Origin of the sequence: Bradyrhizobium sp. Y36, from assembly GCF_002531575.1 — a bacterium.
GTDB lineage: Bacteria > Pseudomonadota > Alphaproteobacteria > Rhizobiales > Xanthobacteraceae > Bradyrhizobium.
Map to the genome: position 1 here is coordinate 253160 of NZ_NWTI01000004.1, position 12910 is coordinate 266069.

At 65.6% G+C, this 12910-nt stretch carries 11 protein-coding genes and 1 tRNA gene; 2 read left to right on the forward strand and 10 right to left on the reverse strand.

Annotated features, from left to right (window positions below; all coding sequences use genetic code 11):
• Window positions 1-72 precede the first annotated feature (72 nt).
• The 5 genes from CO669_RS09920 to CO669_RS09940 all read right to left on the reverse strand — a co-directional run bounded on the left by CO669_RS09920 (window position 73) and on the right by CO669_RS09940 (window position 5434).
• Window positions 73-2358, reverse strand: a complete 2286-nt coding sequence (locus tag CO669_RS09920; RefSeq protein ID WP_097659623.1) for a heavy metal translocating P-type ATPase — start codon at window positions 2356-2358, stop codon at window positions 73-75.
• Window positions 2359-2406: 48 nt separating this feature from the next.
• Entirely contained in the window at window positions 2407-2832 is a 426-nt protein-coding gene (locus tag CO669_RS09925; RefSeq protein WP_502694463.1) for an EF-hand domain-containing protein, read from the reverse strand.
• 203 nt (window positions 2833-3035) lie between these two features.
• Window positions 3036-3230, reverse strand: a complete 195-nt coding sequence (locus CO669_RS09930) for a DUF2783 domain-containing protein (RefSeq protein ID WP_097659625.1) — start codon at window positions 3228-3230, stop codon at window positions 3036-3038.
• Window positions 3227-4864: an FAD-dependent oxidoreductase gene (locus tag CO669_RS09935; RefSeq protein WP_097659626.1), complete on the reverse strand. Its 1638-nt coding sequence runs from the start codon at window positions 4862-4864 to the stop codon at window positions 3227-3229. The genes CO669_RS09930 and CO669_RS09935 overlap by 4 nt, the downstream gene beginning before the upstream one ends.
• Before the next feature lie 27 nt (window positions 4865-4891).
• Window positions 4892-5434 carry a VOC family protein gene (locus tag CO669_RS09940; protein WP_097659627.1) on the reverse strand — a complete coding sequence of 181 codons (543 nt, stop codon included), beginning with the start codon at window positions 5432-5434 and terminating at the stop codon, window positions 4892-4894.
• A gap of 120 nt (window positions 5435-5554) precedes the next feature.
• Here CO669_RS09940 and CO669_RS09945 point away from each other — a divergent pair, with 120 nt between their 5' ends.
• Window positions 5555-6049: a MarR family winged helix-turn-helix transcriptional regulator gene (locus tag CO669_RS09945; RefSeq protein WP_097659776.1), complete on the forward strand. Its 495-nt coding sequence runs from the start codon at window positions 5555-5557 to the stop codon at window positions 6047-6049.
• A 54-nt stretch (window positions 6050-6103) separates the two neighbouring features.
• Here CO669_RS09945 and CO669_RS09950 read toward each other — a convergent pair whose 3' ends face one another.
• The 4 genes from CO669_RS09950 to CO669_RS09970 all read right to left on the reverse strand — a co-directional run bounded on the left by CO669_RS09950 (window position 6104) and on the right by CO669_RS09970 (window position 9246).
• Window positions 6104-7375 (reverse strand): hypothetical protein, encoded by a 1272-nt coding sequence (locus CO669_RS09950; protein WP_097659628.1) that lies wholly within the window; start codon window positions 7373-7375, stop codon window positions 6104-6106.
• Between the two features lie 36 nt (window positions 7376-7411).
• Window positions 7412-7648, reverse strand: coding sequence for a thioredoxin family protein (locus CO669_RS09955; protein ID WP_097659629.1), 237 nt, complete (start codon window positions 7646-7648; stop codon window positions 7412-7414).
• A gap of 120 nt (window positions 7649-7768) precedes the next feature.
• Window positions 7769-8827: a permease gene (locus CO669_RS09965; RefSeq protein ID WP_097659630.1), complete on the reverse strand. Its 1059-nt coding sequence runs from the start codon at window positions 8825-8827 to the stop codon at window positions 7769-7771.
• Between the two features lie 344 nt (window positions 8828-9171).
• Window positions 9172-9246 (reverse strand) — tRNA-Gln (locus CO669_RS09970).
• Between the two features lie 256 nt (window positions 9247-9502).
• Between CO669_RS09970 and CO669_RS09975 the strand changes: the two genes are divergently transcribed.
• On the forward strand, window positions 9503-11281 hold the full coding sequence (locus CO669_RS09975) for an acyl-CoA dehydrogenase family protein (protein WP_097659631.1): 1779 nt from the start codon (window positions 9503-9505) through the stop codon (window positions 11279-11281).
• A 218-nt stretch (window positions 11282-11499) separates the two neighbouring features.
• Here the strand turns inward: CO669_RS09975 and CO669_RS09980 are convergent, their stop codons facing one another.
• Window positions 11500-12738 (reverse strand): MFS transporter, encoded by a 1239-nt coding sequence (locus CO669_RS09980; RefSeq protein WP_097659632.1) that lies wholly within the window; start codon window positions 12736-12738, stop codon window positions 11500-11502.
• Window positions 12739-12910 lie beyond the last annotated feature (172 nt).

The following is a 12910-nucleotide window of genomic DNA, read 5'->3' on the forward strand; positions in this document are numbered from 1 at the left end:
ACTCATCGACGCGGGCGCGTCGGTCTGGTGATGCGGCAATCGCCGGGCGCCAGCGCGCGGCATGGATTCACCCTATGCGGCAACGGCCTCGTAGATATCTTCCTCCTGGGCCGTGTGCATGCGCACCAGCGTTTCGATCGCCTCGATCACGCGCTGAGCGTCCCGAACGAGGTAGCGGTCGATCTTCTCTGACGGCAGATCCTCCGCGATCCGCGCGAGCAGCCGCGCAAGATGCAGTATCTCGCGATGCGCGCGGCTCATGGCGGAGAGCCCGTGCCGGTCGCGCAGCACCTCCGTGAGCTTCGGATAGACGCTGTCCTCGTCCTCGCGTTCGTGCATCACGACGCTGGCCTGAACCAGCCGGTCGGCTTCACCAATCAGGTCGGCGGCGGATTCGGGCTCCGTATCGTCCAGCGCATCGACGATATGGCGGAGGCGGTCGAGATCCCTGAGCAGGGCCTGATGATCATGATGCAACGTCAGCCCCTGCTCCGCGGTGAGGCGCGGACCGCTCCTGGCGTGGGGCGGGTTCAGCGCTCGCAATGCGTTCAGGATCACGGCAACATCGATCACCTCCTGAACGATCGCGGCGGGTACGGGATCGAGCCAGCCAAGGCTGGCAGCCGCCATTGCCGCCAGTGACAACCCCATCCCGACGAAGATGCTTTGCAGGGCAATGCGCCGCGCGCGCTGGGCGATGATGATCGCTTCGCCGACCCGATCGAGCCGATCGGTGAGAATCACCACATCCGCCGCCTCGGAGGATGCGCTTGCACCGCGCGCACCGAGCGCGATCCCCGTGTCAGCCACGGCCAGCGCGGGGGCGTCGTTGATGCCGTCGCCGACCATGATGGTCGGATGCAGCCGCTGTTCGCTCCGCACCGCTTCGACCTTGTCCAAGGGAACGCGATCGGCCAGCACGGCATCGAGATCCAGCGCCGCTCCGATGGCCTGCGCCGCGGCGGCGCGATCACCCGTGACCATCACCATGCGCGCAATGCCGGCATCGCGCAGCAGCCGGATCGCGCGCGGGGTATCGGCCCGCAATTCGTCTGCCAGCAACAACGCGCCGATGAGACGGCCGTCCACCGCGACGAAGACGATCAGCGCCGAACGCCACGAAGCGCGTCGAATCGCCCGCAACTCCCATGGCGAGGGCTCGGCACGCGAAAGAACCATCTCTCGCGAGCCCGCCATGACCTGGCGTCCGTCGATCAGGCCGCTGAGGCCGGAGCCCATGGTCTCCTTGACGTGTTCCGGCGGTTTCAGCTTGAGCCCCTGGGCGAGGGCCGCAGCGACGACGGCCTTCGCAAGCACGTGATGCGAAGCCTGCTCGAGCGACGCCCCGAGCATGAGGACCTCGTCCGGATCCTCGCCCGGCGCAACTTCCACGGACAGCAATCGCGCTCCGCCCACCGTCAGGGTGCCGGTCTTGTCGAACAGCACCGTGTGCGCACGGGCCAACGCCTCCAGCGCCTTGCCGCCCTTGACCAGGATGCCGCGGCGGGCCGCTCGCGCCACCCCGGCGATGAAGGCGACAGGTGCGGCCAGAATCAAGGGGCACGGCGTCGCCGCCACCAGCACGGCAAGGCTGCGGGTCACGTCGCCGGAGATGCGCCACGCGGCAAAGGCGATGACGAGCGTCACCGGAAGAAAGATCAGCGCGTAGCGATCCGCCAGACGCACGAAGGGAGCTCTCGCCGTTTGCGCCGCAGTCACCATGCGCACGATGCCCGCATAGGTGCTCTCGCTGGCGGCCGCGGTCACGGTCAATTGGAAGGTCTCGCCCGCGTTCAGCGAGCCGGACAGAACGGCGCTTCCGCGGCTCTTCTCCACCGGAATCGGCTCGCCGGTCACCGCGGACTCGTCGATCGCTGCGAAGGCCGACGCAACGACACCGTCGACCGGCACGATCTCGCCGGCCTTGACCAGCAGCTCTTCGCCGACCGCGACGTCCCCGATCGGAACATCCTCGATCCGCTCGCCGGACTTGCGATGGACCTGCCGCGGCGCCCGATCGACCAGGGATCGCAGATCGTGCTCGGCCCGCGCGACCGCGATCTCCTCCAGCACGTTGCCGCCGGAATACATCAGCGCGACCACGGCGCCTGCGAGCGGCTGCCCGAGTGCCAACGCCGCACTCATCGACAGCAGTGCGATCGCGTCCACGCCGACGCGGCCTCTCAAGAGGTCCTGGACGATCGAGACCGCCAATCCCGCAATCACAGGTGCCGTGCCGAGCGCCCACGCGGCATCGGCGAGATCAGGCCGGCCCGCGGCTCGCGCGAGTGTCCCCGCAGTCAATCCTGCGATTGCGATCGCAACCAGGGCCCATCGCAAAACCCGATCAAACGACATGACTTGCAAACAACATGGCTTGGCGCGCCGCCCTTTGGGTTCCGATCGCTATTGCTGCGGGACGGCGCTCTTGTTCCTCTCGTCCGGAGTGAGCTTGCCGTCCTTGTCGCGATCCATGGCCCTGAAAATTCGCTCATGCGCGACCTGAAACTCTGATAACGAGACGGTCCCGTCGCCATCGGCGTCCATCAGCGCGAAGATCATGCGGAAGGCGACCGGCGGCGCCATGGCGTCACCGCCTGTCGCGCCGTCGCCCTTCATTCCCTGCCCCTTCATTCCGCGCCCCATCATTCCCATCATGTCTCCACCGCGCGCCGGGCTTTGCCGCTCGGCGGATGGGTTCGCTGGAGAACTCGTCTGCGGCTGCAACTGCGGCTGCGGCGACGCCGGCGATTGCTCCTGTCCGGGATGATGGTTCTGATGGTCCGCCGACGATTGAGCCAGAGCTGGCTGGCCCAGGACGGCGAGCAGCAACGCTGCAGCAACGGTTCGACCTAGCATGGCGCTTCCTCCGGCCCTGGTGTGGGCGCAACGAGGGTGTCGAACTTTGCCGAATTTACCTTGAGCCAAGTCAAGAGAAGCCAAGTGAAAGCGGTGGGATCACGCAATCGGGACCTCCGCCGACGCTGCAGGCCTGGCGCGGCCGCCCTCGCCGATGAGGCCGAGATTCCCGTGCGCTAGCCGCCACCGCCGCGGGCGCAGCCGATCGCCTCCGTCAGCACCTTGCGGTCGCCGATGTGATTGGCGAGCAGCAGGATCAGCCGGGCGTTCATGCGCAGCGCCTGCTCCTCGTCGAGGTCGCGCTGGCTGTTGATCAGCTCGGCGTAGAAATCGTCGGGATCGGCGATGTTCGGCGACAAATAGAGCATCATGCCGCAAGCTCCGTCCGGTCGGCGGTGTCGTGGCCAGAGGCGCGCAGCACCGCCTCGGTGATCTTGGCCTCGTCGAATCCGCTCCACCGCGCCGCAACGTATTGATCGGGGCGGAACAGATAGGTGGTCCCGGGCGAGGCGCCGTAGCGCTGCGCAAGGACACCGGTGGGATCCTCGATGTCGCGACCGACGAGAAGGAGCTTGGCCGCGAACGGCCCCACCGCGATCTCGGTCTTGTCGCTCACCTTGCCGAAGGCCACGACCGTGAAGCCATCGCCGAGACAGTGCAGGAACCAGCCCGGCTTGCCATCCACCGCAATCGGCGCATCGGCCGCATTCGTGCCGGGTCGCATGCCGACCATCATCGCATCATGGTCGGGCGTGTTGAGCGCCGACGTCACGTAAGGGGTCGGCGTCGAGAGCCGGCCGCTGTTGACCAGCGGTCGCGCAAAGCCGTGATGCCGGGCGAGCTCCAGCACCGCGTCGCGGAAGTAGCGGCTCGGCTTCGTCTTCGGCGTGATGAAGTCGGTGGCCCGCGTCGAATTCAGGATGTTGTCGTCCGCGGCGTAGGCACGCTCCTCGTGATAGCTGTCGAGCAGCGCTTCCGAGGCATCGCCACGCAGCACCATCGCGAGCTTCCAGGCGAGATTGTCGATGTCCTGAACGCCGGTATTGGCACCGCGGGCACCGAACGGCGAGACCTGATGTGCGGCATCCCCGGCGAACAGCACCCGACCTTGCCGGAAGTTGTCGATGCGCCGGCAGGCGAACTGATAGATCGAGACCCATTCGAGCGCAAACTCGGTATCCTCGCCGAGCATGGCGCGGATGCGCGGGATCACCCGCTCCGGCCTCTTCTCCTCCTCGGGATTGGCGTCCCAGCCGAGCTGAAAGTCGATGCGCCAGATGTTGCCCGCCTGCCGGTGCAGCAGCACCGACTGACCGGGATGGAACGGCGGATCGAACCAGAACCAGCGCTCGGTCGGGAAGTCCGCCTTCATGGCGACGTCGGCGATCAGGAAGCGGTCCTGGAAGAACTGCCCCGTGAACTCGGCGCCCACCATCTTGCGCACGTCGGAGTTGGCCCCATCGCAGGCGATCACCCATTGCGCCTCCATGGGGAAGATGCCGTCGGGCGTTTCCACCGCCAGCGTGGCATGGTCGGCGGCCTGCTTGAGGCTGAGGAGACGGTGCTTCCAGCGCAGCTCGATCAGCGGATTGGCCCGGCATCTGGCCACCAGCATCTCTTCCAGATGATATTGCTGCAGATTGATCATGGCCGGCCATTGATGATCGGCCTCGGGCAGCAGATCGAACTGGTAGGACATCTGGTCCCGGAAGAACACCTTGCCGACATTCCAGCTGACGCCGCGCTCGACCATGGGCGCCGCGCAACCGAGGCGGTCCCATATTTCGAGCGGACGCTTGGCATAGCAGACCGCGCGCGAGCCGATCGAGACGGTGTCGTTGTCGTCGAGCACCACGACCGGCTGGCCGCGTGCCGCGCAGTCGAGCGCCGCGGTGAGGCCGATGGGACCTGCGCCGACCACCACGATCGGATGCCGCTTCACGATCCCCTCGGCCTGCTCCTGGGAACGCCGATAGCCGAACTTCGGATAGATGTAGCTCGTCATGTTCGCTTCCTGATGCTCGGCCGGGAATCAATGCGCGTCCGCGAATTCCTTCTCGTGCATCCAGGCGGTGTGGCGCGGCGGACGCTTGGTGCGCGACCATTCCTCGACCATCTCGTGCGCAACCGACTTCATGCGGTCGATCTGCTCGGGCGTGGCGGTCCAGGCCGCGATCTCCAGACGATGACCGCTGGGATCGCGGAAATAGATCGACTTGAAGATGGTGTGATCGGTGACCCCGACGACGTCGAGGCCGGCGGCTTCCGCGCGCGCCTTGGCCTCTTCGAGCTCGGCGAGATCCTTGACCTGGAAGGCGATGTGCTGGGTCCATTCCGGCGTGTTGGGATCGCGGCCCATCGGCGGCGAATTCGGCAGCTCGAAGAAGGCGAGGATGTTGCCGTTCCCGGCGTCGAGGAAGATGTGCATGTAGGGATCGGGCGCCTTGGTCGACGGCACCCGGTCCTCGGCGATGGCGCCGAGAAGATCCATGTTCATGACCTTCTTGTAGAACTCGACGGTGGCCTTGGCGTCGACGCAGCGATAGGCGACGTGATGGATCTTCTCGATCTTCATGATGTTTCGCTCCCTGGATTTGCCGTTGCGAAATTCGTATCAGATGTTACTATTTCCCGGATTTGATCTGGATCAATCGGCTCGGAAGAATCTGCCATGGACCGGCGGGGCGGAAGCGGCGTGACGGGACGTTCGGGCGAGTCGCGAGGGCGGGAAGCGACCGCGCGCGGTACTGCGCAGGATGATGGCGAGCTCGACCTGCAGCGATATTTTCCTTACCGGCTGGCGCGTCTCGCCGAGCAGGTGTCGCTGGCCGTTGCCGAGGTCTATTCCGAGCGCTTTGCGCTGACGCGGCAGGAATGGCGCGTGCTCGCCATTCTCGGCGCGCGAGCGGAAATTGCCACCAAGGAGATCGGCCCGCTGACGACGCTCGACAAGATGCAAGTCAGCCGCGCCGTCCAGGGGCTTCAGTCGCGCGGCATCGCGAGCCGCAAGCACCATCCCGACGACCGGCGCGAGCTGATCGTCTCGCTGACACCGGCCGGCCGCGCGCTCTATCGCAAGATCGTGCCTTTCGCGCTGGCGCGCGAGACGGAGCTGCTCGGCGCGCTGACCGCCGAGGAGGTGAAGGTGCTCGACCGGGTGATGCACAAGCTGTCGGCCGCGTTGAGCTAGCTGGCCCGGCTCGACCCAGCTCCCTCGCGTCCTCGGCGACCCTCCGGATCGCGTTCAAACCACGAAGACCGGCGCGAACCCGCCGCCCGGTGTCCGGAAATTCGTCGCCTGCCCCTGATAGAGACGAGCGGCCGTCAGCAACACCCGGCCATGGTAGACGTAGAGGCGAACATCCATTTTGCGAGGTTCGGCCATTCCGTCCAACCGGACAATGCGTTCGCTCGGTGCTGCAAACTCCTGAGCGACGTATCCCCCTTGGATAATCTCGGCCCATACACCCTTGGTGACTTTGGCACCTCGATAGACCGCCTTGCTGCCATAGCCCGTCGCCGGCTTGAAGAACCAGTTCTTGCGCGTCGTCCAGAGGTATTCGGCGTTCTCCGACGTGACGAGAACGGTGCGCGGAACCCCGGTAAGAGCCTGAAGCGCATCCGCCGGGACTCCCCACGACTGCAACAGCGCCCGATCGGAGAGCAGCGCCAGGTTGCGCTTGTCAGCATACAATGCATGAACGTGCGGATTGGGCGTCACGACGACCGCGCCGTCAAGGTAGGCCGCCCGCAACTCGGCATGCTCGGGTTTTTCAAGGGAGAAATCGACCACGCGATTGTAGACGAGATCAATGGTCCGGTCGCCGAACCTCAACTCACCGTCGGCGTAAGCCAGAGCACGCGAATCCGCGATGACCGCATCGATGCCGTGCCTCAGGAAGAACTGTCTGGCCAGCAGGAATTCCGGATACAGATACTGCCCTTCCGGATCGTCGTCGACGATGGCGATCCGTCCAGGCCTGCCCTTCCCTCGCTGGCTGATCCACTCATCGATGAACATGCGCAAGACGGCTGGTTCGAATTCATCGAGGTGAGATCTCATCAGGCCGGCCTCGACCTCCCGGCAGCAGGCGCGCTGTGCTTTGGCGAGCAGGGCATTGAGAAAGGCGCCGCCCGCATTCGTGTTCACCTCGATCAACTTGGGGCCGCCAGAACCGACATGGAAGTCGTAACCCATGAAGGATCCTCGCGGCCCAAAATTCCTCGCAGCAATCGGCGGAGCCCAGGATAACGACGCATCCTGATAGGCCGGCACTTCCGCCACGGTCTCGATCGCGCGAACGATCCGAGCCATCGCTCGCGTGACCGCCTCCGAAAGAAATACGGGCGCATTCGAGAAGAGATTCGGACGCTCCCTGGCGAGGCTCGCACAGATCTCGCGATCGCCTGCCTCCCTTTCCACCTCCCGGCACAAGGCATCGTGGTCCAGCGTAATGCAGAAGCATTCGCGATTGAGAAGATCGGGTATTGCCGAGGCGGGCAGAACGTCGTTCATCAGGCGATCCTCGGTTCAGGGCACGATGCGATGGAGCTAGGATGTCAGCCAGCGCGCCAGATCTTCGGGCTTCGGCAGACCGCCCGCATGCACCACCTTGCCGTCGATGACGACGCCCGGTGTCGCGGCGATGCCGTAGCCGGCGATGGCCGCATAGTCGGTCACCTTCTCGATCTCGATGGGAATACCGAGCTTGTCCGCCTCCTTCTGAACCATCTCGGCCGTCGCGACGCAGCGCTTGCAGCCGGGGCCAAGGACCTTCACTTCCCGCATGAACCTTCTCCGTACTTGCTAGAGCCATTTCCGTTCCGATGGCATCGAAACGAGGCCCCAGATTCTTGCTCGGACGCGTTTTCTTGACGCGAACCGGTACCCACTTCGCTCGAAAACGCTCTAGAAGAGGACATTGAACAGAAAGCCGACACCGAGAATGCCGGTGCCGACGACCCCGACGAAGACGGCGATCAGCCGGATCGTCAGAACCTTCCGCAGGATGATCAGCTCGGGTAGCGACAGCGCGATCACCGACATCATGAACGCCAGAACGGTTCCAAGCGCGGCCCCCTTCGCGAGCAAGGCCTCGACGATCGGGATGATGCCGGCAGCGTTGGAGTACATGGGGATGCCGATCGCGACCGCGGCGGGCACCGACCACCACGCCCCTCGTCCCATGATCGTCGCCAGCAGATCCTCGGGCACGTAGCCGTGGATGAAGGCGCCGACGGCGATACCCGCGATGATCCACGGCCAGACCTTGCCGACGATCTCATGGACAGCATCGACGCCCGCCTTGATACGATCGACGACCGAAAGTTCTTCCGCCGGAAGATCGGCCGCGCCGGCGCGGATGTTGCGGACCCACTCCTCCAGCCAATGCTCGAGCTTGAACCGGCCGATGACCCAGCCGGAGACGATGGCAACCGCGAGCCCGAAGCCAAGATAAGTGAGCGCCACTTTCCATCCCACGAGCCCGAACAAGAGGCCGAGCGCCACTTCATTCACCATCGGCGCCGAGATCAAGAACGAAAAGGTGACACCGAGCGGCACGCCGGCGCTGACAAAGCCAATGAACAGCGGAACGGCGGAGCAGGAGCAGAAGGGGGTGACGATGCCAAGCGACGCCGCCAGCACGTTGCCGACGCCCTCGCGCTTGCCGGCAAGCAGCGCCTTGGTCTTGTCCGGCGAGAAGAAGCTGCGCACCACGCCCATGCCGAACACGACGAGCGTGAGCAGCATGAGCACCTTCGGCGTGTCATAGGCGAAGAAGCCGACGGCTTCGCCGAGGTGGCTGTTCGGATCGACGCCCGTCGACGCGACGATCCAGTGCGAGAGGGGAATGAGCTGGCTGTAGAGCGTGCCCCAGGCAAGCAGTGCGGCGGCTGTCCATCCAATCCATTTCGCGGTCGATGAGCGTGCGCCCGGCACTTGCTCGGAGACGGAATTGAAGCTCATGCGGCGAGGCCTTTCCCGATCGTCCGGCAGTGGGGGCGATCTGCTCGTCAGCGCCGCCACCTTCCGGAGAGCGCTTCGGCTCGCGGCGATTGCCGTCCCACCGGTCGTCACGAAAACTTATGCGCGGGATAGCCATCCTGATTTGCGATTGATCAATCTTCGCTCCTTCGCAGTGCCTCATGCAGAGTTGCGACAGGGTTCTCGCGCCAGCCGCAAGCTTCCAGCCGCGACGATGGCAAGGGGCGGCAGAGCGCCCCCCGTGCAAGCGGTAAGGTGTCGAAGACCTGTGCAGCAGATCCCCAGCCAGGCCGTTTCGCCAGCAATTTCAGGACCCGCGGAGCTGCTGGCTGGGGCGGGAGGGATCGAACCTCCGAATGGCGGAATCAAAATCCGCTGCCTTACCGCTTGGCTACGCCCCAACAGACGACGGACGGGATGGCGAAGGACTGGCCGCCGCAGATTCCCTCCGGTCGCAGCCGGTCTATAGGGAGCGGCGCGGCATTTCAACCGCCTGGAGGGGCAAAATACCGCTGGCCCCGGGCTCGGCCGCGCCACACTTTATAATAGTCCCGGGATGACCGGCCCGGGCCTGTTCCGGCAGGAGGCGTTCCGCCCATTGAGACCTCCCCCGTTTCATGGGAATACGGCGCCAATATTTGTCCACGGGAGTGAACCATGACCTACCGCGCGCCGATCAATGACATGCTGCTGTCGCTCAACCATGGCGCCGGCCTCAAGGCTGCCGTGGAGGCCGGTCATTACGGCGACTTCGACGCAGACATCGCCGCGGCGGTGCTGGAGGAAGCCGGCAAGTTCGCAACCGACGTGCTGGCACCGCTCAACAAGGTCGGCGACGAGCACGGCATCAAGCTGGACGCCGGCAAGGTCACGACCGCGCCGGGCTGGCCCGACGCCTACAAGCGCTGGACCGAAGGCGGCTGGAACGCGGTGTCCGGCCCGGAAGATTTCGGCGGCCAGGGCCTGCCGATCGCGATCAACGCGGCGTGCACCGAGATCTGGAGCGCTGCCAACGTCGCCTTCGGCCTCTGCCCGCTGCTGACGGCCTCGGCGATCGAAGCGCTGGACGCCCACGGCAGCGACGAGCTGAAGACCATCTACCTCGAAAAGCTCGTCTCCGGCGAATGGACCGGCACGATGCAGCTGACCGAGCCGCAGGCCGGCTCCGACGTCGGCGCGCTGCGCACCCGCGCCGAGAAGCAGGCCGACGGCACCTATCGCATCAAGGGGACGAAGATCTTCATCACCTATGGCGAGCACGACATGACCGACAACATCGTGCATTTCGTGCTGGCCCGACTGCCGGACGCGCCCGTAGGCACCAAGGGTATCTCGCTTTTCCTGGTGCCGAAGTTCATGGTGAATGCCGACGGCTCGCTCGGCGCGCGCAATGATATCTTTGCCAGCGGCGTCGAGCACAAGCTCGGTATGCACGCCTCGCCGACCTGCACCATGACCATGGGCGACCACGGCGGCGCGATCGGCTTTTTGATCGGCGAAGAGAACCAGGGCATGCGCTGCATGTTCACGATGATGAACCAGGCCCGCCTCGGCGTCGGCCTCGAGGGCGTCGGCGTTGCCGATCGCGCCTATCAGCAAGCCCTGTCGTATGCGCAGGAGCGCAAGCAGGGCCGCGCCGTCGGCAAGAAGGGCGACGGCTCGGACGCCATCTTCGTGCATCCCGACGTCAAGCGCATGCTGATGCGGATGCGGGCGCAGACCGCCGCCGCACGCACCATCTGCTATGCCACCGCGGTCGCGATCGACGTCTCGACCCGCGCCAAGGACCCCAAGGTGCGCGCCGATGCCGCCGCGCGCGCGGCGCTGCTGACGCCGATGGCAAAAGGCTATTCCACCGACATCGGCAACGAGGTCGCCTATCTCGGCGTCCAGATCCATGGCGGCATGGGCTTCATCGAGGAGACCGGCGCGGCGCAGCATTATCGCGATGCCCGCATCACCGCGATCTACGAGGGCACCAACGGCATCCAGGCAATCGACCTCGTCACGCGCAAGCTGGCGGCGAACGGCGGCGCCTCGGTGTGGGCGCTGCTCGACGAGCTCGCAGCCACCGTCAAGCAGGTCGAGGCCTCCAACGATCCCGCCTTCGGCACCACGGGTGCGAAGTTGCGGGAAGCGCTCGACGCGCTGACGCGCAGCAGCAAATGGCTGCTGGAGCGCGTGACGTCCGCGCCGAACGAGGCGCTCGCCGGCGCGACGCCCTATCTGCAGCAGTTCGGCGCCACGCTCGGCGGCTGCCTGCTCGCCTCCGAGGCGCTCGCCGCAAAAGCCGACGGCAACACGGACGCCGCGCGCTACGTCTCGCTCGCCCGCTTCTTCGCCGAGAACATCACCGTGCAGGCCGGCGCGCTCGAGCGCACGGTGACCGAGAGCGCGGAGTCGGTTGCGGCGGCGGATGCGGTGCTGCTGGGCTGAGAGCGCGACTACTTACAGCGGATGTCGGAGGTCCCTCCTCTCCTCCGCTGTCATTCCCTGCGAAAGCGGGGAATCCAGTACGCCGCAGCTTCTCGATGGACAACAAACGTCTCGGAGTACTGGATCGCCCGATCAAGTCGGGCGGTGATAGCGAATGTGTGGAACGCGTGTGGCATACGCAGGCAGCTGTCCCCGGATTGCGCTGCGCTCCATCCCGCCTACAAGCTTGCGACTTTCACCCTTCTCCCCGGCCGCCACAGCACCAACCCGGCCGCCATGAGATCGAGCGCGACGCACATGGCAAAAGCCGTCGTGTAGTTGCCGGTGAGGCTGCGCACCACGCCGACGAGGCCTGGACCGAAGGCGCTGACGACGCCGCTGATCGAGGTACCCAATCCCATCGCAGCGGCGAAGGCACCCGCGCCGATCTCGCGCTGGATGATCAGGGGCGGGAACGTGATCATGTTGCCGATCGAGAAGCCGTAAACGGCGCAGCACAGCAGCAACATGGTCGGGCTCGTGCTCTGCAGGAGAACGAGCAGCGCCGCCGCCTGGCTCGTCATCGACGCCGCGCAGGCCAGACGCGGATCGAGCCGGTCCACGAACAGGCCGAGCGACAGCCGGCCGACCACCGCCATCGCCGCCATGAGGGTCACGGCAAGGCCGGCACTGGCGCGCCCGATCAGCGGCTCGAGAAAGCTCACCTGGTGGATGATGAACCCCATCTGCGCCATCACCGCGATCGCGATCGGCAGCACCATGGTCCAGAACGCCGCGTTGGCGAGCAGCGCCTTGCGGGATTGGCCCCGCGCGGCCGCGCGGCCGCCTTCGGAACGTCGATCCGATGCCGGCGACATCCCGGCAGGCCAGCCGACGAAGATCACCACGACTGGCACCACCAGCGCCATCATCGCGAGCGTGACCGTCAGCATGGCGGACCGAAAGCCGATGCTGCCGGTCAACGACAGCAGCAGCGGCACCAGGATGATGCCGCCGCAGGTCGCACCGTTGAAGGCGAGGCTCAGCGCGAGCCCGCGCCGCCGCTCGAACCAGGAGTTCAGCACGGTCGCGATCACCACCGTGCCCATGCCGGTCCAGCCGACCGACATCAGCGCATAGGCGAGATAGAGCTGCCAGGGCGTCTGCATCAGCGCCAGCAGCACCGTCGAGGCGCCGAGCGCCACCAGGCCGCCCAGGATCAGGGAGCGCAGCCCGATGCGGGCGAGCAGATCGTCGGTGAAGACGACGAGCACGGAGGTCAGGAGAAACGAGAAGGTGCTGGCCGCGGAGATCAGCGTGCCCGGCCAGCCATGGGCGCGCTGCAGCTCGGCAAGATAAACGCCCTGCCCGTACAGGCCGAAGCCGAACATGAAGAAGGCCATCAGGAAGCAGGCCAGCACGACGCGCCAGCCGCGGTAGTGCAGCGAGGATTCGTCGACACGGGTTGCGACAACCATCGATCGGGCAATCGGTCAAATGGAGCCACGGGATCGTGCACCACAACCAGCGGTTTTTCAAACGAAACATTGTAGCCGATTGTTGCGATGCGTGAAGACGACGGCTGCCATGCGCGGCCTCGCCGGACCTGGCAGCGAAAAGCTTGACCCAGCGCATTGGCACGCCTGCGGG

Bases quoted from the DNA above. Each gene is read 5' to 3' on its own strand.
- CO669_RS09940 (WP_097659627.1), bottom strand. From the start codon at position 5,434: ATGAAGATCGAGAAGATCCATCACGTCGCCTATCGCTGCGTCGACGCC.
- CO669_RS09930 (WP_097659625.1), bottom strand. From the start codon at position 3,230: ATGATGCTCTATTTGTCGCCGAACATCGCCGATCCCGACGATTTCTAC.
- CO669_RS09975 (WP_097659631.1), top strand. From the start codon at position 9,503: ATGACCTACCGCGCGCCGATCAATGACATGCTGCTGTCGCTCAACCAT.
- CO669_RS09950 (WP_097659628.1), bottom strand. From the start codon at position 7,375: ATGAACGACGTTCTGCCCGCCTCGGCAATACCCGATCTTCTCAATCGC.
- CO669_RS09955 (WP_097659629.1), bottom strand. From the start codon at position 7,648: ATGCGGGAAGTGAAGGTCCTTGGCCCCGGCTGCAAGCGCTGCGTCGCG.
- CO669_RS09935 (WP_097659626.1), bottom strand. From the start codon at position 4,864: ATGACGAGCTACATCTATCCGAAGTTCGGCTATCGGCGTTCCCAGGAG.
- CO669_RS09980 (WP_097659632.1), bottom strand. From the start codon at position 12,738: ATGGTTGTCGCAACCCGTGTCGACGAATCCTCGCTGCACTACCGCGGC.
- CO669_RS09920 (WP_097659623.1), bottom strand. From the start codon at position 2,358: ATGTCGTTTGATCGGGTTTTGCGATGGGCCCTGGTTGCGATCGCAATC.
- CO669_RS09965 (WP_097659630.1), bottom strand. From the start codon at position 8,827: ATGAGCTTCAATTCCGTCTCCGAGCAAGTGCCGGGCGCACGCTCATCG.